This is a genomic window from Paraburkholderia sp. (assembly GCF_035501035.1).
Taxonomy (GTDB): Bacteria; Pseudomonadota; Gammaproteobacteria; order Burkholderiales; family Burkholderiaceae; genus Paraburkholderia.
This window is the reverse complement of the sequence record NZ_DATJWR010000243.1, coordinates 1-23361: the sequence shown is the minus strand read 5'-3', so window position 1 is coordinate 23361 and position 23361 is coordinate 1. Positions and strand designations below refer to the sequence as shown.

Annotated in this window: 24 protein-coding genes and 1 pseudogene; 15 read left to right on the top strand and 10 right to left on the bottom strand. The window is 65.3% G+C overall.

Going from position 1 to position 23361, the window contains the following annotated elements:
- Positions 1–79: 79 nt before the first annotated feature.
- Complete coding sequence (locus VMJ11_RS17935) at positions 80–913, bottom strand: ABC transporter substrate-binding protein (protein ID WP_414694423.1); 834 nt, start codon at positions 911–913, stop codon at positions 80–82.
- Between the two features lie 365 nt (positions 914–1278).
- Positions 1279–1503, bottom strand: coding sequence for a hypothetical protein (locus tag VMJ11_RS17930; RefSeq protein ID WP_325620736.1), 225 nt, complete (start codon positions 1501–1503; stop codon positions 1279–1281).
- 399 nt (positions 1504–1902) lie between these two features.
- Between VMJ11_RS17930 and VMJ11_RS17925 the strand changes: the two genes are divergently transcribed.
- Together VMJ11_RS17925 and VMJ11_RS17920 are read left to right on the top strand one after the other, a co-directional pair.
- The gene (locus tag VMJ11_RS17925; RefSeq protein ID WP_325620735.1) at positions 1903–2760 is read left to right on the top strand and encodes a VOC family protein; all 858 of its coding nucleotides are present in this window, start codon (positions 1903–1905) and stop codon (positions 2758–2760) included.
- Between the two features lie 206 nt (positions 2761–2966).
- Positions 2967–4001 carry a sulfonate ABC transporter substrate-binding protein gene (locus VMJ11_RS17920; protein WP_325620734.1) on the top strand — a complete coding sequence of 345 codons (1035 nt, stop codon included), beginning with the start codon at positions 2967–2969 and terminating at the stop codon, positions 3999–4001.
- A 40-nt stretch (positions 4002–4041) separates the two neighbouring features.
- On the opposite strand, the gene VMJ11_RS17915 is transcribed toward VMJ11_RS17920, so the two are convergent.
- Genes VMJ11_RS17915 through VMJ11_RS17900 form a run of 4 tightly spaced genes read right to left on the bottom strand, consistent with a single transcriptional unit; the run spans position 4042 to position 8758 of the window.
- Positions 4042–4839 (bottom strand): ABC transporter ATP-binding protein, encoded by a 798-nt coding sequence (locus VMJ11_RS17915; RefSeq protein WP_325620733.1) that lies wholly within the window; start codon positions 4837–4839, stop codon positions 4042–4044.
- Entirely contained in the window at positions 4836–5702 is an 867-nt protein-coding gene (locus tag VMJ11_RS17910) for an ABC transporter ATP-binding protein (protein ID WP_325620732.1), read from the bottom strand. Before VMJ11_RS17910 ends, VMJ11_RS17915 begins: the two co-directional genes overlap by 4 nt.
- An 11-nt stretch (positions 5703–5713) precedes the next feature.
- Entirely contained in the window at positions 5714–7537 is a 1824-nt protein-coding gene (locus VMJ11_RS17905) for an ABC transporter permease (protein ID WP_325620731.1), read from the bottom strand.
- A 42-nt stretch (positions 7538–7579) separates the two neighbouring features.
- A complete protein-coding gene (locus VMJ11_RS17900; protein WP_325620730.1) occupies positions 7580–8758 on the bottom strand; it encodes an ABC transporter substrate-binding protein in 1179 nt (392 codons plus the stop codon).
- Between the two features lie 296 nt (positions 8759–9054).
- Here VMJ11_RS17900 and VMJ11_RS17895 point away from each other — a divergent pair, with 296 nt between their 5' ends.
- The 13 genes and pseudogenes from VMJ11_RS17895 (at position 9055) to VMJ11_RS17835 (ending at position 20545) form a co-directional block, all read left to right on the top strand.
- On the top strand, positions 9055–9657 hold the full coding sequence (locus VMJ11_RS17895; RefSeq protein ID WP_325620729.1) for a peroxidase-related enzyme: 603 nt from the start codon (positions 9055–9057) through the stop codon (positions 9655–9657).
- Positions 9658–9781: 124 nt separating this feature from the next.
- Positions 9782–10981, top strand: coding sequence for an ABC transporter substrate-binding protein (locus VMJ11_RS17890; RefSeq protein ID WP_325620728.1), 1200 nt, complete (start codon positions 9782–9784; stop codon positions 10979–10981).
- A 125-nt stretch (positions 10982–11106) separates the two neighbouring features.
- Positions 11107–11787, top strand: a pseudogene (locus VMJ11_RS17885) (HEAT repeat domain-containing protein); the annotation flags it as partial.
- Positions 11784–12098, top strand: a complete 315-nt coding sequence (locus VMJ11_RS17880) for a gamma-butyrobetaine hydroxylase-like domain-containing protein (RefSeq protein ID WP_325620727.1) — start codon at positions 11784–11786, stop codon at positions 12096–12098. The pseudogene VMJ11_RS17885 and the gene VMJ11_RS17880, both read left to right, overlap by 4 nt.
- Positions 12099–12410: 312 nt before the next feature.
- Positions 12411–12776 carry a DUF2946 domain-containing protein gene (locus tag VMJ11_RS17875; protein WP_325620726.1) on the top strand — a complete coding sequence of 122 codons (366 nt, stop codon included), beginning with the start codon at positions 12411–12413 and terminating at the stop codon, positions 12774–12776.
- A 79-nt stretch (positions 12777–12855) separates the two neighbouring features.
- Entirely contained in the window at positions 12856–15270 is a 2415-nt protein-coding gene (locus tag VMJ11_RS17870) for a TonB-dependent receptor (RefSeq protein ID WP_325620725.1), read from the top strand.
- 13 nt (positions 15271–15283) lie between these two features.
- Positions 15284–16774: a PepSY domain-containing protein gene (locus tag VMJ11_RS17865; protein ID WP_325620724.1), complete on the top strand. Its 1491-nt coding sequence runs from the start codon at positions 15284–15286 to the stop codon at positions 16772–16774.
- A gap of 8 nt (positions 16775–16782) precedes the next feature.
- On the top strand, positions 16783–17472 hold the full coding sequence (locus VMJ11_RS17860) for an energy transducer TonB (RefSeq protein WP_325620723.1): 690 nt from the start codon (positions 16783–16785) through the stop codon (positions 17470–17472).
- Between the two features lie 33 nt (positions 17473–17505).
- Positions 17506–18237, top strand: a complete 732-nt coding sequence (locus VMJ11_RS17855; RefSeq protein ID WP_325620722.1) for a MotA/TolQ/ExbB proton channel family protein — start codon at positions 17506–17508, stop codon at positions 18235–18237.
- Positions 18238–18251: 14 nt separating this feature from the next.
- Complete coding sequence (locus VMJ11_RS17850) at positions 18252–18671, top strand: biopolymer transporter ExbD (protein ID WP_325620721.1); 420 nt, start codon at positions 18252–18254, stop codon at positions 18669–18671.
- A gap of 150 nt (positions 18672–18821) precedes the next feature.
- Entirely contained in the window at positions 18822–19226 is a 405-nt protein-coding gene (locus VMJ11_RS17845) for a DUF2946 family protein (RefSeq protein WP_325620720.1), read from the top strand.
- Between the two features lie 107 nt (positions 19227–19333).
- Positions 19334–19990, top strand: coding sequence for an SCO family protein (locus VMJ11_RS17840; RefSeq protein ID WP_325620719.1), 657 nt, complete (start codon positions 19334–19336; stop codon positions 19988–19990).
- Between the two features lie 108 nt (positions 19991–20098).
- Entirely contained in the window at positions 20099–20545 is a 447-nt protein-coding gene (locus tag VMJ11_RS17835; RefSeq protein ID WP_325620718.1) for a copper chaperone PCu(A)C, read from the top strand.
- A 155-nt stretch (positions 20546–20700) separates the two neighbouring features.
- On the opposite strand, the gene VMJ11_RS17830 is transcribed toward VMJ11_RS17835, so the two are convergent.
- The 4 genes from VMJ11_RS17830 to VMJ11_RS17815 form a co-directional block, all read right to left on the bottom strand.
- Complete coding sequence (locus VMJ11_RS17830; protein WP_325620717.1) at positions 20701–21606, bottom strand: copper resistance D family protein; 906 nt, start codon at positions 21604–21606, stop codon at positions 20701–20703.
- A 2-nt stretch (positions 21607–21608) separates the two neighbouring features.
- A complete protein-coding gene (locus tag VMJ11_RS17825; RefSeq protein ID WP_325620716.1) occupies positions 21609–21974 on the bottom strand; it encodes a copper resistance CopC family protein in 366 nt (121 codons plus the stop codon).
- A 24-nt stretch (positions 21975–21998) separates the two neighbouring features.
- Complete coding sequence (locus VMJ11_RS17820; RefSeq protein ID WP_325620715.1) at positions 21999–22922, bottom strand: hypothetical protein; 924 nt, start codon at positions 22920–22922, stop codon at positions 21999–22001.
- A gap of 110 nt (positions 22923–23032) precedes the next feature.
- On the bottom strand, positions 23033–23361 hold a 329-nt coding region (locus VMJ11_RS17815), incomplete at its 5' end, for a DUF2946 domain-containing protein (protein ID WP_325620714.1).

Genomic DNA, 23361 nt, shown 5'->3' with positions numbered 1-23361 from the left:
AGTCAGCAATGGAAAGCGTCGAGCGCCGTGCCACCCGGCACGGCGAGGCAGCAGGCGCCCGTAAGGACGGTCGCAGCGCTCAACTGCTTTTTTCCGGATCGCCGATCTTGAACAGACGCGGCAGTGGCGCCGCGCTCTTCGGGCCGAACCACCTGTCATAAATCTGCGCGGCTTCGCCGTCCGCTTCCAGGTGCGTGAGCGTATTGTTCACCACATCGAGCAGACGCGTCTCGCCCTTTGGCACGCCAACGCCTTCGTAGTCGTTCGAAATCGTGAAAGGGGAAATCTCGTAGTTGGCCTTGTCCGGCACGCGCGCAAGCAATGCGACGAGCTTCGGGCCGTCCTGCGTAATGGCCTGCACGTTGCCAGTGCGTAGCGCGGCGAAGGCGAAAGGCGTGTCGTCGTAGGCGACGATCGTCGCGTTCGGGAACTTCGCACGCACCTGCTGCTCGTTGGTCGTGCCCTTGTCTGCCCCGATACGCAAGCTGTTCAGCTGCTCCGGAGACTTGAACACGCCCTTCTTCGCGATGAACTGGGTGCCCGATGCGAAGTACGGCGTGCTGAAATCCACTTCCTTCTTGCGCTCGTCGGTGATCGTAAAGTTGGCGAATACCAGATCGACCTTGCCCGACTTCAGAAACGCAATGCGGTTGGCAGGATTGGTCGGCTGGATTTCGAGCTTCACGCCGAGGCTCTTCGCCACGGCGCGCGCATAGTCCACATCGAGTCCAGCGATCTGGTTGTCCTTCGGATCGACGAAGCCGAACGGCGGGTTGCTGTCGAATGCCGCAACGCGCAGCACGCCCGCCTTCTTGATGTCGTCCAGACGATCTGCATGCGCGGCATTCGATCCCATGACCAGCAACGCCATCAACAGTGCGGCAGGCACTGCGCCCCAGGTTCTGTTTTTCATCTTCGAGAGTCCTTCTTGTGTTGCGCCTGTGCGCTGTCAATGGACATTGGCGCTGGCGAGGCAAGCATCCTCGCAGCGCGATGGATGCGATGGAACCAAGCATTTTTCAGATCGAAAGCAAGGCTGGTGATTTGGCGCGACGAGGGACTGCGCCCAAACGCGCACACGTGAAGCCGTGAGCCCGATAACCGGAAGCTAACGCAGGCGCCCAGGCGTCGGATCGGCTACGCGTAGCGCTTGCCGGGTACCCGCAAACAGGCAAGTTCGCCGAACCCAGGCGGATTTCGAAGCGCTGATTTCGAAGCGCGTCGATCTTCGCAATGCCCTGCAGCCTCCCTTCGGCCGAATGTGGGCCGCGCAGCGCATCAAGCACGTCGGTGCGATTCCTTGACGCGGTTGTCGATCCACAGCCGCGCCCATCGCCATGCGTAGGCGACGGCGTGATCGGCTTCGAAGAAGTAATCGAGCGCGTCGAACCTGAACGACGGTCCGTGAACCGGCACGTCGCTTTCAATCGTGAGGTTCGCGGCATATAGACCGCTCGGCAGCGCATGTGCCGAAGGCGCAACTTCGTATCCCTTGTATCGCATGGAGTTTCCCGTGAAAGCACAACGGACGGTATCGTCCCATGCGGTTCATGCTAGTCCTCGCCCCTCTCGTCACCAACGAACGTTTTGGCCTTAGGAAATGAACAAAGGTGTAAGTACCTTTTCGACGTCACGTTCTTGCGAAGCCAGCGTGCCGGTGAAACAGCACGTGGTTTGCCAGTCAATGACCGGGCGCGCTGCCTGAGCGTCGACCGGTTTGCCGTCCGTCAACCAGATGGGCCACGAATCGCGCAGAGCAAATCAGAATCCGTTGGTTGGTTCCGCGCAATCCGGTCATTACACTTTTCAGTGGCTTCACGCTTTCACGCTTTCACATTCGACGGAATCGCGACGGCCACGCGGCGTGCATTCCGCCACTGCCTTCCGGAGAATTTCGCTGCAATGAGCCGCCTCCCCGCACCCGTTCTGGATCACGCCGTCGTCAACGTCAAGGATCAACTCGATCAGGCGTCTGTCGCCTATCGCAAGCTCGGCTTCGCCCTGACCGAGCGTGGACATCATTCGCTCGGTTCGAGCAACCATCTCGCGATCTTCGGCGAGAACTACCTGGAACTGCTTGGATTCGAGCACGGTAAAAGCACGAATCGTCCCGACATCGTCAACGCGCCTCCCGGTCTTTCCGGGCTCGCATTCAAGACGGACGACTCGCTCGCGCTGCATGACGCAATAGCGGCGCGTGGAATCGCCGTGGAGCCGCCCGCCGAATTCTTCCGGCCGGTCCAGCTACCGGGCGGCGCGCAGCACGCGCGCTTTCGCACGGTGCACCTCGCGGCAGAACTCGTACGCAACGGGCGCACGTTCTTCTGCCATCACTTCACGCCGCAGCTCGTGTGGCGCGACGAGGACCGCCAGCATCCGAACGGCGTCACCGATATCGCCCGGTTCGTCGTCGCGTCGCCAACGCCCCACGAGGTCGCTAATCTCTACGAGCGCCTGTTCGGACCGGGTATCGTCGAGCGGACTCGCGATGGCCACTACCGGCTGCCGGCCGGCCGCGCGCAGGTGGAATTCGTGACACCGGCCGAAGCGGAGCACCGCTATGGCGCGCTCGCGGCCACGCAGGACGGCAGCGAACGCTATGTCGCGCTCGATCTGCGCGTGAAATCGCTTGATGCGCTGCGCACGCTGTTCGAGCGCAACGGCGTGGTCTTCAGCACGGCCGCCGACGGCTCGCTGCGCGTCGCCGCCGACGAAGCCGCGGGCGTCGCGCTGCGCTTCGTCGAAGACGCTGCGGCGTGAGCGAAGCAGCCGCCCTCCGGCTGATAGCGAATGAAACCGACGAATGATGCATGCGATCCGGTCCAGATATCAGGAGCGGCCCGGAGATAAGCATCTGAGAATATCTTGGTTGTATCGCCGATGAAACGGATTAAGGTGGGAGGCAATTCGCCGCGCATCGGCGGCGGCTTCAGCTTCAGCGCACTTCCACAGAGGCAATACAAGCGATGTCCCTCGACAATCAAGACGATCACACCGGCCACTCGGCCAACGGCTCGCGCCGCCTGCTCCTCAAGCTCGCAGCCGGTGCCGCGACAGCCGGCGCGCTTCGCGGCGCGACGGCGCTGGCCGGCGCCGCGGCGCTGGCAATCCGCAGCGGCATTGCACGCGCGGACGACAGCAAGACGCTGCGTGTCGGCTACCAGAAATACGGCAACTTCGTCGTGTTGAAGGCCCAGCGCACGCTGGAAAAGCGCCTGGCGCCACTCGGTTTCAACGTGCAATGGCTGGAGTTTCCCGGCGGCCCGCAGCTGCTCGAGGGGCTCGCGGCCGGCGCCGTGGACGTCGGCACGGTTGGCGAAACACCGCCCATCTTCGCGCAGGCCGGCGGCGTGGACTTCGTCTATATCGCGAGCGAGCCGCCCGCGCCGCAGGGCGAGGCCATCGTCGTGCACCAGGACTCGCCGATCCGCACGCCCGCCGACCTGCGCGGCAAGCGTGTCGCGCTCAACCGCGGCTCGAACGTGCACTATCTGCTCGTCAAGGCGCTGCAGAAGGCCAACCTCAAATACGAGGACATCCACCCCGTCTATCTCGCGCCGGCCGACGCGCGCGCGGCCTTCACGAGCCGCAGCGTCGACGCATGGGTGATCTGGGACCCGTATCTCGCGGCTGTCGAGCGCCAGGCCAATGCGCGCCAGATTGCCAACGGCGAGAACCTCGTTCGCAATACGCAGTACTACATCGCGAGCCGCAGCTTCGCAAACGCACACGCGCCGATTGTCCACGCGCTGCTCGAAGAGATCGGCACAGTCGACACGTGGGCCCGCAACAACGTGCCCGCGGTCGCCGCGCAACTCTCGCCGCTCGTGGGCCTCGACGCGCCGACGCTCGAAGTCGCCCTCAAGCGCACGGGCTACGGCGTGCAGGCCATCAATGCCGAGACGCTCGCCTACCAGCAGCAGATCGCGGACACGTTCTCCGATCTCAAGCTGATTCCGAAGAAGCTGGCGGTGGCAGACGCACGCTGGCAATCCGCCTGAACCCCGTGTTGCCTCGCTGTCCGCATGAAGGCGGCGAGGCTCACGAAGCGGTTTGCGCGGCGAGCGGGCCGCCGAGGTAGGCGTCGCGAATACGCTCGTCCGCGAGCAGCGCCGATGCCTCGCCCGAGAGCACCACACGCCCCGTTTGCAGCACGTAGCCGCGGTGCGCGATCTGCAGCGCGAGGCTCGCGTTCTGCTCGACCATGAAGAACGTCACGCCCTGCCCGTTGATCGTGCGGATCAGATCGAGCACCTTGTCGACGTAGAGCGGCGAGAGGCCCATGGTCGGCTCATCCATGCAGACGAGCTTAGGGCGGCTCATCAGCGCGCGCGCCATTGCCAGCATCTGTTGTTCGCCACCCGATAGCGTGCCCGCGCGCTGGGCGAGCCGCTCCTTCACGCGGGGAAACAGCTCGAGCATGCGTTCGTAGTCCTCTGCAATTCCCTCGCGATCTCGGCGCGAAAACGCTCCCATCAGCAGATTCTCGCGCACGCTCATATCGCCGAATAGCCGCCGCGCTTCCGGCACCGAGGCGATGCCGCGGCGCACGATCTGCGCGGTGGACAGACCGTCGAGCGCAGCGCCATCGAAGCTCACCGTGCCCGCGCGCGGCTTGTGCAGGCCGAGAATCACCTTCATCGTCGTCGATTTGCCGCTCGCATTGCCGCCGAGCAGGCAGACGATCTCGCCGCGCGGCACCTCCACGGTCACGCCGAAGTGCACCTGGCTCTGGCCATAAAAGGTGTCGATGCGGTCGAGCTTGAGCAGCGGCGTGGTCATGGTGCGGCGTTCGCGTGAAGAGTCGTTGAATAGCGGGATGACCTGCGCACGGCTCATATCGCCACCGCGCGCGAAAGGTCGTCGGCGCCCACGTGCCGATGGCCGAGATAGGCTTCGATCACGGCGGGGTCGTGGCGCACTTCCTGCGGCGCCCCCGATGCAATCACCCGGCCCTCGTCGAGCACGAGCACGCGGTCGGACAGCGTCATCACGAGATCGAGCTTGTGTTCGATGAGCAGGATGGTCAGCCCCTCACGCTTGAGTTCGAGCAGCAGCGCGAGCATCTCCGCCGTCTCGGATTCGTTCATGCCGGCGGTCGGTTCGTCGAGCAACAGGATGCGCGGGCCGAGCATGAGCGCGCGCGCAATTTCCACGCGCCGCCGGTTCGCATAGGAAAGGCTATGTGCGGGCTGGTCGACGCGCGGCGTGAGCCGCTCGCCGAACCGCGCGATCACGGCGCGCGCCGCGTCGCGCAAGGCGGCTTCCTCGCGCCGTACGCCGGGCGGCTGGAAAAGCGCGCGCAGCAGTTCGGCGAGAGCCCCGGCCACCGGCCACCCCGCGCGCGCACTGCGCAGGCGCACATGCGCACCCATCAACACGTTGTCGAGCACACTCAGGTTGCCGAACACGCGGCCGTGCTGGAACGTCCGGGCGATACCGCGCGCGGCGAGCTTCTCGGGCGCATAGCCCGTCACGTCCTCGCCGTCGAAGCGGATCACGCCTTCGCTGGGCATGTCGGCGCCCGCGAGCAGATTGAACAGCGTAGACTTGCCCGCTCCATTCGGGCCGATCACGCTCACGCATTCGCCACGCGCGATGGAAAGACTCACGCCTGCCACTGCGGTGAGCCCGTCGAAACGGCGCGTCACGTTGCGCACGTCGAAGAGGATTTCGGCATCAGCCTTTGCGTTGTTGGACATGATCCGAGCCCTCATACGGAACCGAACAAACCCTGCGGCCGGAACCGCACGAGCAGCAGAAGCACGACGCCATAAACCAGCATGCGGTACTCCGCGGCGAAGCGGAACAGCTCCGGCAGCGTGATCAGCGCCGACGCACCGATGATTGCACCCGCAACGTTGCCGAGGCCTCCCAGAATCACCATCGTGAGCCCGAGTATCGACACTTGAGAATCGAAGGTCTGGTAGTTGATGTAGCTGTACAGATGGGCGGCAATGCCGCCGCCGATGCCCGCAGCAAATCCGCCCCATGCGAAAGCGAGCGCCTTGTAGCGGTTGGGCCGCACACCATAGGCCCGCGCGGCCACATCATCCTCGCGCACCGCACGCCACGTGCGGCCGAGGTGCGAGTTCAGCAACCGCAGCTGCAGCAGCGCCAGCACGATCAGCACGGCGAGCGTGAACCAGTAGACCGAACGTGCGCTTTCGAGCGTCCAGCCGAACAGGGAAAGCGGCGCAATGCCGGACACACCAATCGGGCCGCGCGTGAGGCTGTCCCAGTTGAGCACCACGAGGCCCACGATCTCGCCTATGCCGAGCGTCGCAATCGAGACGTAGTGCCCGCGCAGCCGGAACGACGGATAGACGAGCAGCGTGCCGAGCGCGGCGGTAATGAGCCCTGCGAGCAGGATCGTCAATGCCGGCGACCAGCCAGACGCGGCTGAGAGCAGCGCCGAGCCATATGCGCCGATCAGCAGCAACGCCGCATGCCCCAACGAAATCTGGCCCACGGTGCCCGCCACGAGCGTGAGACTCAGCGCAAGCAAGCCGTAGATCCACGCGTTCGTGAGCGTTTGCAGCACATAGGAGGAGGACACCACGAATGGCAGCGCCACCGCAATTACGACGAGGGCGGCGAACACGGGCCGCGGTACGTTCAGCGCCCGGCGGTTCGACACGAAGGTGCCCGTGAGCGGCTCCGGCGGCAGGCGCCGGTTCCCGCTGAACAGGCCGTTGGGGCGCCAGACCAGGAACGCGAGCAACAGCACGAACGCAAACAGGTCGCGATAGCTCGTGCCGAAGAGCGCCACCCCATAGCTTTCCACGAGCCCGAGCAGCAGGCTGCCCGCGATCGCCCCCGGCACGTTGCCCAGCCCGCCGATCAGCAGGGCCACGACGCCCTTGAGCGTGGCCTGGAAGCCCATCGCCGGGTCGATGCTGTTGTAGTACATGCCGACGAGCAGCCCGCTCAGGCCGCCAAGACCGCAAGCGATGGCGAACACCACGCGGTTGACCGCGTCGACGTCGACGCCCATCTGCTGCGCAGCGTCGCGGTCCTGAGCCGTCGCGCGCACGGCCCACCCGAGGCGGCTGAAGCGCAGGAACGCGTAAAGCACGGCCGCCGCGCCAATGCCGATCGCCGCGATCAGCACGTCGAGCGAGCCCAGCGTCGCGCCGCCGATGGCGAGCGTCCAGTTCGGCAGCGGCGAGGGCACGGGGCGCGGATCCGGACCGCACACGAGCTGGGCGAGCTGGTCGAGCACGAAGCTGATGCCGATAGTGGCGAGCAGCGGCGCGATGCGCGCGGCGCCTTGCAGCGGCCGCAAACCGATGCGCTCGATCGCAATGCCCAGCAGTGCGCATCCGGCAATGGTGGCAGCGAGCGCGAGCGGCAACGGCAGGCCAAGGCGCGTGAGGCACAGCCAGCCGATGAACGCCCCCACCATGTACACGGAACCGTGCGCGAAATTGATGAGGTGCGAAACGCCGAAGATCAGCGCAAGCCCGACCGCGAGCAACGCGTAGATGTTGCCGACGATCAGGCCGTTTATTGTGTAGTCTAGCCAGGCGCTCATGATGGCGAGGTTTCCGTTTGGAGACTGCGCGAGGCGCGGCGCTTACTGCGCCTTGAGCGCACTCGCGCCGTCCCAGCGTGCGAATTTGCCGTCCTTGACGACGAGGTCCTGATTCTTCGCGCCCGCTACGCGGCGCGTTTGCGCATCGAAATGAAAGTGCCCGAAGATCACGCTCGGCACGTCATCGATTTTCGCGAGGCCGTCGTGCACGGCCGCGCGCGTCGCGCCATAGCGGCTCAGCAACTCACCCGCGAGTATCATCGCGTCGTAGGCGCGCGCCGCGAACGTATCCGGGTCGGTGCCGTACCTCGCGCGATAGCGCTGCACGAAGCTCTGCACTTCGGGCCGCGGATCGCCGGGGAAGAAGTTCGACTCGGTATAGATGCCATTCACCGCTTCGCCGCCCAGCTCGATGAACTTCGGTGAGTACACCGAACCGACTGCGGCAATGGGCAGCCCGATGCCCGCCGTGCGCGCCTGGCGCACGATCTGCGCGCCATCCGAGTAGTACGAGATCAGCACGATCGAATCGGGATTGGCGCTGCGCACGCGCGTGAGCGTCGCGCGAAAATCCTTTTCATCGGGTTGGTAGCCTTCGGCGGCCACGATCTGCGCCCCGTGCGCGCGCGCCGACTTCGCGAAGATGTCCTCGCTCGTGCGGCCCCAGTCGGTATTCAGGTAAAGCACGGCGATCTTCCGGAAGCCGAGGCCGCCCGTCACGTATTGCGCGAGCAAGGGCTGCTCCTCCGCCTGGCTGATCGCCGTGCTCCACATGTAGTCGCCGCCCTTCGTAAAATCGGGATGCGAGTTCGTGAAGCCGAACTGCACGAGGCCGGCGCGCTGATAGATGGGGGAAGCCGCCATCGAGGCGCCGCTCGAAAGGTCGCCGAGTTCAAGCAGGATACGGCTGTCGCCCGCGAACTTCTGCGCGATCGCCACGGCCTGGCGCGGATCGCTGCGGCTGTCCTCGAAGTCGTATTGCAGCGGATGGCCGTGAATGCCGCCGCTGCCGTTGATCTGATCGAGCGCAAGATCGAAACCGCGCTTCCACTGCTCGCCGTATTGGGCATCGTGGCCGGTCAACGGGCCACTCACGCCAACCCGGTAAGGATCGGCAGCATGCGCCGCGCAGGGGAGCGCGAATGCGCCCAAGCACGCCAGTGCGCGCAGCCATTTGAATCGCGCAAACGCGCCGCATTTTTCGTACAGCCGATTCGCCATGCTCTGTTCCCGTACAACGGATTGAAGTGCTGCGATCTAATCACGCGGCAAACGGGCGAACCAACCAAGATTCGTGTCAAAGCTTCCAAAAGCCAATGTGGATTGCTTATTCCGGGCGCCGAAATGCGCGAGGGCTAAGGCTGCGCCATAGCGCCGCAACTGCTGGATTCATTGGCTTATGGCTGCATTTCGCGTAGCGCGAATCGCGCGCCGGTAACACCGCCAATTTCCCGCCATTTGCCATTCGCTCATTTAAAAAGCGCTATTTATTATAAGAATCGCGCATACAGACGGCCATGGAATGCCCACACCGCATGAATGGGACGTCGTTCGCATGGAGCTTTCACCTCGCAAACGCTCGGCTGGTCCGCGTGGCTCGACACGGTCAACCTCGACGAGGTCACGCCCGCGCAGCTCGCCGTGCTCGAACCGAGCCATCCGCAGGCGAAGACTTCCGACTACTACATGCGGCTCGTGCACGAGCCGCAGGTGCTGGCCGCCGCTCCGGCGCGTTCAACAGCATCATGTACGCGCCAGGCGGCCTTTCGCGCGCAGAACGCGAGCTGGCCAGCACGGTCGTCTCGCGCGTGAACGGCTGCGTTTATTGCGCATCGGTGCACGCGCAGCGCTTCCAGCAGCTCGCAAAGCGCGACGACGTCATCGAGCAGGTTTTCGCCGATCCGCAAACGGCCGGCACCATGCCGCGCGAGCGCGCGATCGTGCGCTATGCGATCGACCTGACGCTCGCGCCCGAGTCCCTTGGCGGCGCCTCGCTAGATGCGCTTCGCGAGGCAGGCCTCACGCACGCCGAGATACTCGATCTGAGCCACGCCATCGCCATCTTCGCGTGGGCCAACCGGCTCATGCTCACGCTCGGAGAGCCACTGTTCCCAGAGTGAGGCCATGCGCATATCGATAGCTGAATCGCTTCGTTGTGCGTAGCGTGCGCGCATTGGAGACTCGTCACGAAGTCCCTTTTTCATTCACGCGTAGATTCGCCGCAGATATAAAGGAAACACAGTGATGAAGACATCATTTCGTGCAGCGAGGCGCCGCCTGCTCGCGCGCCTCGCGGCCGCCCTCGTGCTCGCGCCGGCCGGCGCGAGCCTCCTCGCGTTCAGCGCCAGTGCGAGCGCTGCCGCGGCTGCGGGCGAGCCCGTCTGGTTCGGCGTGAGCGGTCCGCTCACGGGCCCGAACGCGCAGTACGGCGCGCAGTGGCAAGCGGGCTTCGATCTCGCGCTCGACCAGATCAATGCGGAGGGCGGCATCAACGGCCATCCGCTGCGCTACGTGTTCGAGGATAGCCAGAGCGATCCGCGCCAGGCCGTGACGATCGCGCAGAAGTTCGTTGCCGACTCCCGCATCCTGATCGAGCTCGGCGATTTTTCGAGTCCGGCCTCGATGGCAGCTTCCCCCATCTATCAGCGTGCGGGACTCGTGCAACTCGGTTTCACGAACTCGCACCCGGACTTCACCAAGGGCGGCGACTATATCTGGAGCCCTTCGGTCAGCCAGACCGACGCGCAGCCACTCATCGCCGATCTCGCCGTGAAGCAGGGCTTCAAGCGTGTGGCCGTGCTCTATCAGAACACCGATTGGGGCCGCGCGAGCAAGGACGTGTTCGTGAAGGCCACCAATGCGCGCGGCGCGCAAGTGGTCGACGCCGATGGCTATCAGCCCACGGACAAGGACTTTCGCGCCACGCTCGTGCGCGTGCGCGACACGCACCCGGATGCGCTCGTGCTGATCGCCTATTACGCCGACGGCGCGCAGATCGTGCGGCAGGCGCGCGAAAGTGGCATCGGCTTGCCGGTGGTCGCCGCGAGTTCGGTCTATTCGCCGAAATTTCTCGAACTGGGTGGGGACGCCGTAAATGGCGTCACGACGAACACGAGCTTTTTCCCCGGGGATCCGCGCCCCGAAGTTCAGCGCTTCGTACAGGGCTTCAAGGCGAAATACCATCGCGAGCCCGACGCGTTCAACGCCTTCGCCTACGACGCCGTGATCATCGCCGCCAACGCGCTGCGCACGGGGGGCACGACGCGGCAAGGCGTGCACGACGCGTTGCCCAAGCTGCACGACGTACCGAGCGTGGTGTTCGGCAAAGCCACCTTTGATCCGCGCACGCGGCGCATCGACGGCGTGAAGAGCATCGACCTCGTCGTGCACGACGGTCAATGGACGCTGCTGCCGGCCCAGCAGACCGTGGCCGCCAAGCAGTAACGAAAGCACTGCGCGCGGACCGGGGTCCGCGCGCAGCGTTGCCATTCAAGCCCTGATTCGTCCTCAAGCCACCGTTTCGGCCGCCGCGTTTGCGGGCAGCGTGTGACGCAACTCGCCGTCGATCGCTGAAAGCGCCTTCGTCGGGTCACGTGCTGCGCCGCTGGGCGGCGCGGCCGGAGCCGTTCGTGCGCCGCGCGGCGCGGCGCGGCTTGCGTGAGCTGCGCTTCGCCGAAGCATTCGACCCTGCTTTGCAGGCGCTCGCGGACGAAGACGCGGGCGTGCGCCTCGAAGCCGTTGCCGTGCTGGGCTGGCTGAAGGACGCACGCGCGCTCGCTCCGCTTGCCTCGCTCGCCGCCGCCGACACGAACGCGGACGTGCGCCACGCGGCGGTCAGCGCCCTTGGCTTCGCCTCGCGCGACGATCACGCGATTCTCGGCGCGCTGCTCGCCGCGCTGCGCGACGACGCATGGCAGGTACGCGAAGAAGCCGCGACCACGCCAGGCCAGCTGCGCACAGCCGCGGCACGCGAAGCGCTCATCAAAGCGCTCGCCGATGCGTACTGGCAAGTCAGGCTGCGCGCGGTCCGCGCGCTCGGCCAGTTGTGCGATGCGCAGGCAGCGCGCGCCGTTGCCGCGCTGCTCACGCATACGATCAGCAATTTACGCAAGGAGGCGGCGCTCGCGCTTGGCGAGCTGGGCGCGCCCGGCTCGTTGCCGGCACTGCAAGCGGCACTGGACGACTGCGATCCGGATGTGCGCAAGGCCGTGCGGATCGCGATAGGCCAGATCGAAGGGACTCATCGATGAGGACACCGGATGAAATCCACAACGACGCAGCAGCGCGAGCGCTGACACTGCGGTGGCCGGCTGGCGAGACGCAGCGTGTGGCCCATGCCCGGCTTCGCGCGGCGTGCCCGTGCGCGGCCTGCCGGCGCATTCGGCTCGCCGGCGCCGCGCTCACGGCGGCGCCGAACATCACGCTCGCCGCCATCGAACCGATGGGCTACGGCGTGCAACTCGCGTTCAGCGATGGCCACGCGCGCGGCATCTACCCGTGGTCCTACCTCGAAGCACTGGGGCACGACGAAGCGGACGGCGACGCCCGTCACACCGCTTAGCGCGCCATTTCGCGCAGGGCAGGCGGCGTCAACTTGCCGCATTCGCACTCGCGAGGCGTCTCGCGCTGCCGCATGCCGCAAGGCTTCGATACGAGCGTTTGATAGTTCTCTGCAGATCGTTATCCTGACAATGACCATCAAACCTGTTGTCATCCGCTCGTTGCCCGAACAGTGAGCGGCCAGCGCAACCCCGCAACACGCATTGAACCGGGGCCGTTCGCAGTACGGCAACTGCGCGGAGTATGCGTGCGACTCGCCACACAGCGAACCCTTCAAGTGGTAAACTTCGCGGCGCTATTTCGTCCCGCGACCATGACTCTCCGATCCCGCAAACACCTGACCGCATGGCTTGGCCTCGTCGCCATGTGGCTCGTCGTGCTCGCGCCGCTCGTGAGTCAGCTGGTCCTGGCCGCCCATCGTGACGACACGACCGCCGCGCTCTGTTCCGCGACGCAGCCCGCGACCGGTTCCAGTCATGTGGCGCACGGCGACTCGCTCTCGGCCTGCGGCTATTGCGACCTGCTCGCCAATCAGCCCGCCATGCCCTCCCTACCGCCGTCACCGCTCGTGCTGCTGATGCTCGTCGCGATCGCTGCCGCGCCGGTGCTCTCCATGCGTCACACGCCGCTCGGGGCATTCCCATCCGGGCGGCCGCGAGCCCCGCCAGCCTTTTCCTGATCTCCGTGATTGACCGTGGCTTCGACGCGCCTCCTGCCGGCGCGCGTGGCCGTTCGCACTCCGAATCAAGGAAAATTTCATGCTGCACTTCGCATCGCGAAGGCTGCGCGCGCGTGCGCGCGGCCGGGCGCGGTTCGTCACGCTCGGGCTGTTGCCCCTCACATTGATTGCTCAGGCTGCGCACGCCGCGGCCGAGACCGGTCCGGGCGCAACCCTCTCCAACACAACGACAGACCAGGCCGCAACGCTCGCCGCCACGACGCAGGAAGCCACCGTGCTGCCAACCGTTACGGTCAGCGCCAGCACGGGCGGAAACGCCGGCAACAGTAGCGTAACGCCTGCCGTCGACCCGAACATGCCGGCGTCAGTCGAGACCGTCACGCCCGATCAGTTCCGCAACTGGAACGTGGTCAACACCGAAGACGTGCTCAAGTACATGCCGAACCTCGCGGTTCGCAAGCGCTTCATCGGCGACCTGAACTCGATCATCGCGGTGCGCGGCACGAGCAATACGCAAAGCGCGCGCGGCCTTGTGTACGCGGACGGCCTGCTGCTGTCGAACCTGCTCGGCAACAGCTATTCGTTTCCGCCACGCTGGTCGATGGTGCTCCCCGAGGAAATCCAGCAGGTCGATGTCATTTACGGGCCGTATTCGGCGCTGTATCCGGGCAACTCGCTCGGCGCGACGGTATTGATCACCACGCAGATGCCCACGAAGTTCGAGGCGAACGCGGACGTCAAGGCGTTCACGCAGCACTTCAGCCTATATGGCGTCAACCAGAACTTCAACGGCAGCGAGGCCAGTGCGGCGATCGGCAACCGCATCGGCAAGTTCTCGTTCCTGATCGGCGCGAATCACCTTGAAAACACGAGCCAGCCCTTGCAGTTCGCCACGCTCGCGAGATCGACGACGCCCGCCAAACCCGGCGATACACCAGTAAGGGGTGCGTACTTCTACAACAACCAGACCAACACGCCCACCACGGTGATCGGCGTGAATGGCGAAGGTATCGAGCATACGATCCAGGACCAGCTCAAGCTGAAGATGCAGTACGACTTCACGCCGACGGTTCAGGGCGCATTCACGCTCGGTTACTGGCACCAGCAGTACAACAGCTCGACATCCACGTTCCTGTACGACGCCAACGGCAACCCCGTGTACAGCGGCCGGGTGAACATTGGCGGCTACGAGTACAACATTCCGGCATCGGCGCTCGCGCCGAGCCAGGGGTGGAGCGAAAACTGGCTCTACGGGCTCTCGCTCAAGACGCACAACGCAACGGGCTGGAACGCCGAAGCGATCGCTTCGTACTACGACATTACGAATAGCGTAGCGCGCACGGCGAATGCGGGGGGCCCCGGCAACGGTCCGGGCGTCGTCACGTTCGGCGACGGCACCGGCTGGAAAACGCTCGACCTCAGGGCAAGCTGGACGCCGCCCTCGCCTCAGGCCGGGCTCGCCAATCATGCAGTGAGTTTCGGCTACCACTACGACAACTATTTCCTCGACAACGAAACGTACAACACGGCAGCCTGGATCGACGGCGCCGCGGGCAGCTTTGCGAACGCGTTCAAGGGCCGCACGCAAACCCAGGCGGCCTACGTGCAGGACGCCTGGCGATTCCTGCCGCGCTGGAAATTCGTGTATGGCGTGCGCTACGAGGACTGGCAGGCCTACGATGGCGCCCAGGCCGTGGGCAGCGCCTTCGTGCCCTACCCCGACGCCAGCCAGCGCCACTACTCGCCGAAGGCCTCGCTCTCGTTCGACGTGACGAATGACCTGACGCTGCGCGCGTCGATCGCACGCGCGTACCGCTTCCCCACTGTCAGCGAACTGTTCCAGGGGCAAATCAACGGGTCGTCGATCATCAACAACAATCCGTACCTCCAGCCCGAGAACGACCTCTCGAAAGAGCTCGCTGCCGAGTGGGCGCACTGGAACGGGCTATTCCGGCTGTCGCTCTTTCAGGACGACGTAAAGAATACGATCTTCAGCCAGACCGACACGACGGTGATTCCGAACGTGACGAACTTCCAGAACATCGGCAAGGTTCGCTCGCGCGGCGTCGAGGTGAGCTATCAGGGCGAGGATGTGTTCGTGCGTGGGCTCGATCTGATCGGCAGTGTGGCCTATACGCAGTCGAAGATCCTCGAAAACGCGCAGAACCCGGCAACGGTGGGCAAATACTTCTACCGCATTCCGCTCTGGCGCGCCGACATCGCGGCGACTTATCACATCGGCGAGCGCTATGCGCTCACGCTTGCCGCGCGCTACTCGGGCCGCGAGTACAACACGCTGACCAATACCGACACGAACCCGAACGTGTTCGGCGGCACCAGTACCTATACGGTGGCGGACGCGAAGTTCACGTTCCACCCCACGAAGGCCAGCGATCTCAGCGTGGGCGTCGACAACATTTTCGACGCCCGTTATTTCGTGTATCACCCCTACCCCGGCCGCACCTTCTATGCCGAAGGCCGTCTGCGGATGTAAAGGAGGCACGCCCATGTCCACTGCCGAAACCGTCACCCGTACGGCGCCTGCCGCTACCGGAGCGCAACCTGGTCCGCAAAGCGGCCCGCAACGCGGTTACCGTACGCTCTGGCGCTGGCATTTCTACGCGGGGCTGTTCGTGATACCGTTTCTCGTGATCCTCGCCATCACGGGAACGATCTACTGCTTTCAGCCGCAGATCGAACCGCTGCTCTATCCGCACCGGCTTATCGTTGCGCCCGCAACGTCGCCGCGCCTGGAAGTCGACGCCCTGCTAGCGAAGGCACGCGGCGCCATGCCGGCCGGCGCGGTGGCGACGACGGCGCGCATCAGCTCGCGCGCCGACCGTAGCGCGGAATTCATCTTCCGCCTGCCGGATGGCCGCAAGCAAAGCGTGTACGTGAACCCCTACGATGGCGCGGTGCTCGGCATGCTCGACGTCGACAGCCGCTTCATGCAGGTCGACCGCATGATTCACCGCAAGCTGCTGCTCGGCAAGCCGGGCGAGCTGTTGATGGAACTGGTGGCATGCTGGACGCTCGTCATGATCGGCACCGGCGTCGCGCTCTGGTGGCCACGCGAGAGGGCCTCGCTGCGCGCGGCCCTCGTGCCCGATCTCACACGCCGGGGGCGGCCGCTGTGGAAGAGCGTTCACGCCACGCTCGGCATCTGGCTCGCCATCGGTGCGTTCGCGTTCGTGGCGACGGGCCTGCCGTGGACCGGCTCGTGGGGCAAGCAATTCAAGGCGCTGGCCAGCAGCGTCAAGCTCGGCTCTCCACCGGGCTCGTGGGGTGGCTTGCCGCTGCACTCGAAAGTACCCGGCCAGCCTTCCGAGGCAGGCGCTGCCACGAGCCATGAGGCCGCCTCCGGCATGGAGTCGATGCCCGGCATGACGATGGACGAGATGCCCCTGCCCCAGGTGCCCTGGGCAGTCGGCGCGGTGCGCGTACCCGGCTCGCCCGACGTGGGCGCACCCGGCGTCAAACCGCTGCCGCTCGGGCACGTGGTCGAGCAGATGCACGCGGACGGACTCACGCATGGATATGACATCGCGCTGCCCACCTCGCCTCTGGGCGTGTACACCGTGTCGTACTTCCCTGCCGACCCGAAGCTCGAGCGCACCGTGTACATCGACCAGTACAGCGGGGCCGTGCTCAAAGACATCCGCTATGGGGACTATGGCGCCGTCGGCAAGGCCGTGTCGTATGGCACGTCTCTGCACATGGGCCGTTACTTCGGTGTGCCAAATCAGATCGCCTGCGCCGCGCTGTCGCTCGGCCTCGCGGCGCTCGCCGTCACCGGCTTCGTGATGTGGTGGAAGCGACGGCCTCGGGGCACGCTCGGCGCGCCGGCACGCGAGCGCGGCGCGCCGCCGATGCGCGCATGGGCAACCGGGCTCGTCGTTCTCGGCATCGTGTTTCCGCTCATGGGCTTGACGATCGTCGCGGTCTGGCTGGTCGACCGCGTGCTGCTGCGCTGCGCCGGTCCGCTCGCCGCCTCGTAAGGGCACACGTGATAACCGACCAACGCCGGGCGGCTTGCGCCGTGGCCGTCGTCGTGGGACTCCATGCCGCGCTGATCGTATCGATGCAAACCGGGCGCGAGATGGCCGCGCCCGTCGCCCTCGAATCGCGCACGATCACGGCCGAACTGCTGCAGCCCGAACGCGCGGTCGCGCCTGCCGCGATCCAGTCGCTGCCGGCGCCCAGGCCGCCGAACCCGGCCAGGCACGTCGTGCGTGAACCGCGCAACGTCGCGCCGTCTGCGAAGCCGGTTCCGAAGCCGCTGCCCCTTGCCGAGACGCCTTCGAGGCAATCGATCGAAAGCCCGCCAGCGGTCGCGCCAACGCAGCCAGCCACCGCCGCGGCACCGCAGGTCGCCGCCGCGCCCGCCGCGGACCGGGCCGTGATGGCGCTGAGCGCGCCCAAAAACGTCTCGCACCTCGACTGCCGAATCGCGCAGCCGGAGTACCCGGTGCTCTCGAAGCGGCGCGGCGAGGTGGGTATTGCCTACGTGCGCTTCGTGGTGAGCCTGACCGGCAGGATCGAGGACGTCGAACTCAAGCAGAGCAGCGGCTTTAGCCGGCTCGACGACGCCGCCCTTGCCGCCATGCACGACAGCTCGTGCAACCCGTACACGGAAGCCGGCCAGCCGGTGCGCGCGGCGTATACCCAGCCGTTCGACTTCAGTCTGCACGAATGACCGTGCTTGAACCATGACCCAAAGGAATGCCAGATGCAGAACTACGGTATGACCCACTTGTGGGCTCAAGGAGATTTCGTCACGCGCGGCATCGCGCTCACGCTATTGATCATGTCGGTACTCTCGTGGTGCGTGATCGTCGTGAAGGGCTGGAATGTCATGCGCCTGAAACGCCTCACGAAGAACGCCGAGCGCGCGTTCTGGCATTCGGACGACATGGCCGACGGCATGCAAAAGCTCGGCGACGGCGCGCGCGAAGACAACCCGTTCCTCGCGCTCGCGCGCGCCGGCGAAGAAGCCGCCGAACATCACCACAAGGCGCAGCCGCAACTGCACGACCGCATGGACGTGTCGGACTGGATCACGCGCTGCCTGAAGGACTCGATGGACGACTCCGTTGCGAAGATGCAAAGCGGCCTCGCGGTCCTCGCCTCGATCGGCAGCACGGCGCCGTTCGTCGGCCTGTTCGGAACGGTGTGGGGCATCTATCACGCACTGCTTACCATCGGCGCGACCGGTCAGACCTCGATCGACGCCGTGGCCGGCCCCGTTGGCGAAGCGCTCATCATGACCGCGTTTGGCCTCTTCGTCGCGATTCCGGCCGTGCTCGGCTACAACGCGCTCACGCGCGCCAACAAGTCGATCGTCGCGAAGCTCAATCGCTTCGCGCACGGCCTGCATGCATTCTTCGTGACCGGCGCGCGCCTTTCTTCGCGCATGTCTTCCACCAAGGGCACGCTGCGCGTCGCGGCACGCGCCCACTGAACCGGAGGCACGCCATGGCGATGAGCCCCTTTTCCAGCGAAGAAGACGATGGCCTGGTGAGCGAGATCAACATGACGCCGCTCGTCGACGTCATGCTGGTACTCCTGATCGTCTTCATGGTGACGATTCCGGTGATGCGTCATGCCGTGAAGATCGACCTGCCGCATGCGAGCAGCCAGAAGGAGGACACGAAGCCCGCGCAGATCGACGTGTCGATCGAAGCGGACGGCACCGTGCTGTGGGACGGCGCGAAGGTCGACGAAGCGGCGCTGAACCGGAGGATCGCGGCTGCGGCGCTTGCGACGCCGCAGCCCGAACTGCATCTGAACGCCGACCGGAAGGTCGCTTACGAAAGCGTGGCTCGGGTCATGTCGGCAGCGCAAGCCGGCGGCCTCACGAAAATCGGCTTCGTGACCGTTCCCACGCGCCAGTGAACAGCATGGCAAGCGAACAGCACCGCCCCACGGCAACCGTGCGTACCGTGCTTATTGGCGGCGATTGGTCCGGCAGGATTGCGACACTTCGCCGCAATCGTTCGACCTATGGCCTTCTGAGGCCGATGCGTCTGCTGCGGCTTCGTCGCCATGCGGGATGTCTTCGATCGACTGCGTTACCATACGCAAATGCACTCGTCCGCCGCCGCACGCAAACGCCTGACCACATGGCTCGCCTTGCTCGCCATGTGGCTGCTCGTCTGCGTGCCGACGGTCAGCCAGATGGTCGCGGCGCACGAGGCGAGCGAACCCGTTGCCGAGCTCTGCTCGGGGTCGACCGCATCCGCCGTGCAGCAGGAGCATCCCGCAGCGACGCTGGCCAAATGCGGCTACTGCGACTTCGTCGGCACGCACCCCGTACTCCCTGCCCTGGCGGCAGCCGTGCTGTCCTCGCCAGCGCTCGCCCCATTGGCAGTCGCGGCCCTTTTCGACGCTTTCATCCCCGTTTTCTCCTTCCAGGCCGGACATCCGCGCGATCCACCTCGCCGCGCCTGACCCATCGCCGCCATCTGCGAACGGGACGCCCTCGCGGCCCTGCGTTCGCCATTCGCACCTCTTTTTCTGCAGGCTGCACGCCGCCGCGCGTGCGTGCCCGAAACATCATGTTCAATTGGCTCCGCTTCTCGCGCGGGAGATCCCGCGCGCAACGCTTCATCCCAACCCTTGTGGCCGGCGCGCTGCTGGGCACGACGTTGCTGGCCGGCTGCGATCAGAAGCCCGTGCTGTCGTTCCAGAACCTGGACATCACCGGCAACCGGCAATTTGCGGATCACTTCACGCTTGCCGACACGAGCGGCCAGGTTCGCACGCTTGCCGACTATCGCGGCAAGATCGTGGTGTTGGTCTTCGGCTATACGCACTGCCCGGATGTCTGCCCCACGACGCTTGCCGAGCTGTCCCAAGCGCTGCAGCAACTCGGCCCCAAAGACGCGCAGCGCGTGCAGGTGCTGTTCGTCACGCTCGACCCGACGCGCGATACGCCATCCGTGCTCGCGCAATATGCCGCCGCGTTCAATCCGTCGTTTCGCGCGCTACGCCCGGCAGACGCGACTCAACTCAAGCAGATGGCGAGCGACTTCCATCTCGTCTACGAGAAGGTACCGGGATCCACCCCCGACAACTACACGATGAACCATACCGCCGCGAGCCTCGTGTTCGACACGGAAGGCAAGCTGCGGCTCTATGCGCGCGACGGACAAGGCGTCACCCCTTGGGTTCACGACCTGCGCGAACTGCTGGACGCGCAGTCCGACGCTTGATGACGGTACCGAACCGGTAAGCCAACCTGTCTGGTGTGGTGTCGAACGAACGAACGAACGAACGAACGCCAGACGATATTTTCCAAACGCAAAACAGGAGATCCTCTCATGCGCCGTACCTTCTGCCGTATTGCCTTCGCTCTGCCGCTCGTGGCAGCCGCGCTGCCCGCCTGCGCAGCTTCCTCCAGCTCGATGATGGTGTCCGACTGCTGGATTCGCTCGATGCCCGGCGACACGCCCTCCGGCGGCTACTTCAAACTCATGAACATGAGCGACAAGGCCATCGATCTCGTAGGCGTGGACACCGAGGCGTTCGGCATGTCCATGCTGCACCAGACGCAGAGCAGCGGCAGCACCTCGAAGATGGTCATGGTGGACAAGGCGAGCGTGCCCGCCAACGGCACGCTCGCCTTCGCACCGGGTGGCTATCACGTGATGTTCGAGAAGGCGAAGAAGCCGCTCACGGTCGGCTCGTCGATTCCGGTCACTTTCAAGTTCAGCGACGGCGAGAGCGTCGAGGCACAGTGCACCGTGAAGAACGCGGCGGGCAAGTAAGTTCTTTTGCGCGCCTGCGTGATGATGCTTCGGCACAGCGATGGTCCATGGCCAATCCGGCACGGACCCTCTTTTTGTTTTCGAGGCGCCGTGTTCGCCGCATAAATCCTGTAACGACGCACGTTGCCGGCCGCGAGCTGTGCGGCCGGCACGCGCTAGCCCATCGTCGGCGACGTATGGCCCAGCAGCGCGGCGAATGAGAGCACCGCGAGCATGACCACCGCTTCGACAGCGAGCGTCCTGTCGAAGCGACGCTGTTGTGCCGCATAAGCCGGGTCGTTCTGCTCGGCGCGCATGCGCAGCGCAGGCAGCACCACCATGCGGTTCCAGCCACCCAATACGATGGCCAGCACGACGCATGCGAGCTTGGCGATCAACACCCGGCCCCAGCTCATTTCGAGCAACGAAGCGTTGGCGCGCGCCGTGTCTTGCAGGACGTTGTAGAACCCGGTGACGAGCACGACGACGAGCGCGGCCGTCGCGAGATGCGACAGCGCCGAACAGAATGCCGCGCGTTGCCGGGGCGAACTGTCCGCCATACGCACGAAGCCGCCGAGCAGCACGGCAGCCACGATCACGCTGCCAGCCCACAACGCCGTGGCGAACAGATGAACCACGTGGATGGCCTCGCGCCACGAAAAGTCGCCCGAGTCGGCCGCGTGGCTCGCCGCCGCCTTGCCGGCCACCCACAGCACGAGCCCCACCGCAAAGAGCGCCGAACCTCTCTCTTTGCGCAGGCCGCTCAGTGCCGCAAGCAGCGCGCCGGCAAAGCCAATCGACCACGCCTTTCCGAAGTGGGACTCCGTGAGCACGGCGGAGACAGCCGAGGCGGCCTCACCGAGCGGCGAGCCGCTCATGATGGCCGCCTGCAGCCACAGGTACGCCAACGCCGCACAAGCCAGCACGGCACACGATGCCGTGCGCCAGGCGCGCAGCCTGCCCTCGCCGGGCAATCCGCTGCGCATTCCCATCACGGCGCAGGCGAGAGCGCCTGCGGCCGCGGCAAAGAGGACATCCTGCACCGCGGCCAGCACGATCTGCGCGATGACGAGCGGATCCACCGTCACTTCACCGTGAACGTGTAATGCCCCTGGGTGCGATGGCCGTCGTCGGCGACGGCCACCCACGAGACGGTGTAGACGCCCGGCGTCAGCGGATTCAGGCCCACCGACATGTGCTTCTTGTTCGACGCGTCGACTTCAGCCTTGCCGCTCGTCACCGACCTGCCTTGCGCGTCGGTGACGGCAATCGAGCTGAACGCAGGCTCGAGCGCATCGTCGAAGTCGATCGCCACGTCCTTCTGCGAGGTCGGTACCGTGTCGCCCGCCGAAGGCGCTCGATGGGTCGGATAGGCATGGGCGTGAGCGAGCTGGCACGTACCGACGATGATCGCGGCCGCGGCGGCGCGCGCAATGGTTTTCAGATTCATGACTTGTCTCCTTCGATCAGTCAATCAGAAAAGTGGCTTGCCGAGCGAGTTCGGGAAGATGTCGTCGAAGAACAGATGCGCCTGGAACAGCACGCCCACGTGGTTGCCCGTCGCGCGGTTGACTGGAATCTGCGCCTCGACACCGAGTTGACCGTAACGGTTTATCCAGATCAGGCCCGGGTTGATGGTACCCGTCGTGTGCCCTGAACACGCGCCGGCGGTGCATGTGTTCATCGGGAATTCGACGACCGGGATCAGGTTGCTGAACGGCTGTGGCAGGCCCAGGTCCTTCACCTGGTTCTGCAGATACGGAATGCTGTACTGAAGCGTCAGGCCCCAGTCGAGCGAATTGGGCCCCTGGTCCGAACTCGCCGTCGTGATGTTCGGTCCGATTTCACCGGTGATGGCGAACGGCCGCAGGTAGCCGAGGCTTGCTGGCAGATCGCCGAAGCCTTTGCCGAAATACGCGGTGGGCGTGAAGGTCGAAAACGAGTCGCCGATCGACTTCGCGCCCGTGCCGCCAATCTCGCTCTCGAGCCCGACCGACGCCATGAATTCGTGCGCGGCGTTCGCATAGACGAGGTACTTCACGCCGAGCGTGATGTTGTCCCAGCCTTTCGCGGAATTGCCGTTGGGCGCGTTCTGGCTCACGTAGTCTCCGGCGATACTGAACGCGAGATTCCTGGTGATGAGCTTGTCCCACTCGTAGGACACCGTATTGACGTTCATGGCGTCGCCGTCGTCGGTAGGTGCCTTGATGTGGCCGAACTGCGCGTCGAACTCGTCGCCGACGCCGGGGTCATCCACGGTCATCGTGGCGGGAAAGACGCGATCGCCAACCACGGCGTGCGCCGAGGCCGTCGACGTGCAGGTCATGCAGGCCAACGCGGCCGTTGCGAGAAGCGCGGCGCGTGCGGGCAACGCCGACCGCTTGATGAGGGTGCGCATGTTGGTATTCTCCAATTGTCGTTCGGTACCGTCGTGCAAAGGCACGACAAACGGCCGCGTGCATCAGGAGCAAAGCGGCAGTTTCAGTTTTTCAGGCTGTGAATTAAACGTCAGGAGAAAACGGGGGGCGCCCGCGATTGCGCCACCGTATGCACGAAGGCGGCGCGAACCACGGCCGACGCAACGGCGACCCGCATCGGCCCTGCCGAAAGCGGCAACGCGAGCAGCATAGGACTGCCGGGCAATGCCGGCACGTGCGCAATCAGACTGCAGTAAGGACAGGCCTGCCAGTGCCCCTTCGCCGAATGCGCGGGATGGCCGTCATGCGCCGCCGCTGTGACTTCGCCTTCGGCCGAGCAATATGTCGCGAGCGCGTCGCCGAGTCGGTGATGGGAAGCGAGCACCTGCGAAACGGTCGGCGCGAGCGAGAGCATCAGGA

What these genes read in the sequence shown, in the direction of transcription:
- VMJ11_RS17935 (WP_414694423.1), bottom strand. Translation starts at nt 913, where the DNA reads ATGAAAAACAGAACCTGGGGCGCAGTGCCTGCCGCACTGTTGATGGCG.
- VMJ11_RS17930 (WP_325620736.1), bottom strand. Translation starts at nt 1,503, where the DNA reads ATGCGATACAAGGGATACGAAGTTGCGCCTTCGGCACATGCGCTGCCG.
- VMJ11_RS17925 (WP_325620735.1), top strand. Translation starts at nt 1,903, where the DNA reads ATGAGCCGCCTCCCCGCACCCGTTCTGGATCACGCCGTCGTCAACGTC.
- VMJ11_RS17920 (WP_325620734.1), top strand. Translation starts at nt 2,967, where the DNA reads ATGTCCCTCGACAATCAAGACGATCACACCGGCCACTCGGCCAACGGC.
- VMJ11_RS17915 (WP_325620733.1), bottom strand. Translation starts at nt 4,839, where the DNA reads ATGAGCCGTGCGCAGGTCATCCCGCTATTCAACGACTCTTCACGCGAA.
- VMJ11_RS17910 (WP_325620732.1), bottom strand. Translation starts at nt 5,702, where the DNA reads ATGTCCAACAACGCAAAGGCTGATGCCGAAATCCTCTTCGACGTGCGC.
- VMJ11_RS17905 (WP_325620731.1), bottom strand. Translation starts at nt 7,537, where the DNA reads ATGAGCGCCTGGCTAGACTACACAATAAACGGCCTGATCGTCGGCAAC.
- VMJ11_RS17900 (WP_325620730.1), bottom strand. Translation starts at nt 8,758, where the DNA reads ATGGCGAATCGGCTGTACGAAAAATGCGGCGCGTTTGCGCGATTCAAA.
- VMJ11_RS17895 (WP_325620729.1), top strand. Translation starts at nt 9,055, where the DNA reads ATGGAATGCCCACACCGCATGAATGGGACGTCGTTCGCATGGAGCTTT.
- VMJ11_RS17890 (WP_325620728.1), top strand. Translation starts at nt 9,782, where the DNA reads ATGAAGACATCATTTCGTGCAGCGAGGCGCCGCCTGCTCGCGCGCCTC.
- VMJ11_RS17880 (WP_325620727.1), top strand. Translation starts at nt 11,784, where the DNA reads ATGAGGACACCGGATGAAATCCACAACGACGCAGCAGCGCGAGCGCTG.
- VMJ11_RS17875 (WP_325620726.1), top strand. Translation starts at nt 12,411, where the DNA reads ATGACTCTCCGATCCCGCAAACACCTGACCGCATGGCTTGGCCTCGTC.
- VMJ11_RS17870 (WP_325620725.1), top strand. Translation starts at nt 12,856, where the DNA reads ATGCTGCACTTCGCATCGCGAAGGCTGCGCGCGCGTGCGCGCGGCCGG.
- VMJ11_RS17865 (WP_325620724.1), top strand. Translation starts at nt 15,284, where the DNA reads ATGTCCACTGCCGAAACCGTCACCCGTACGGCGCCTGCCGCTACCGGA.
- VMJ11_RS17855 (WP_325620722.1), top strand. Translation starts at nt 17,506, where the DNA reads ATGCAGAACTACGGTATGACCCACTTGTGGGCTCAAGGAGATTTCGTC.
- VMJ11_RS17850 (WP_325620721.1), top strand. Translation starts at nt 18,252, where the DNA reads ATGGCGATGAGCCCCTTTTCCAGCGAAGAAGACGATGGCCTGGTGAGC.
- VMJ11_RS17845 (WP_325620720.1), top strand. Translation starts at nt 18,822, where the DNA reads ATGCGGGATGTCTTCGATCGACTGCGTTACCATACGCAAATGCACTCG.
- VMJ11_RS17840 (WP_325620719.1), top strand. Translation starts at nt 19,334, where the DNA reads ATGTTCAATTGGCTCCGCTTCTCGCGCGGGAGATCCCGCGCGCAACGC.
- VMJ11_RS17835 (WP_325620718.1), top strand. Translation starts at nt 20,099, where the DNA reads ATGCGCCGTACCTTCTGCCGTATTGCCTTCGCTCTGCCGCTCGTGGCA.
- VMJ11_RS17825 (WP_325620716.1), bottom strand. Translation starts at nt 21,974, where the DNA reads ATGAATCTGAAAACCATTGCGCGCGCCGCCGCGGCCGCGATCATCGTC.
- VMJ11_RS17820 (WP_325620715.1), bottom strand. Translation starts at nt 22,922, where the DNA reads ATGCGCACCCTCATCAAGCGGTCGGCGTTGCCCGCACGCGCCGCGCTT.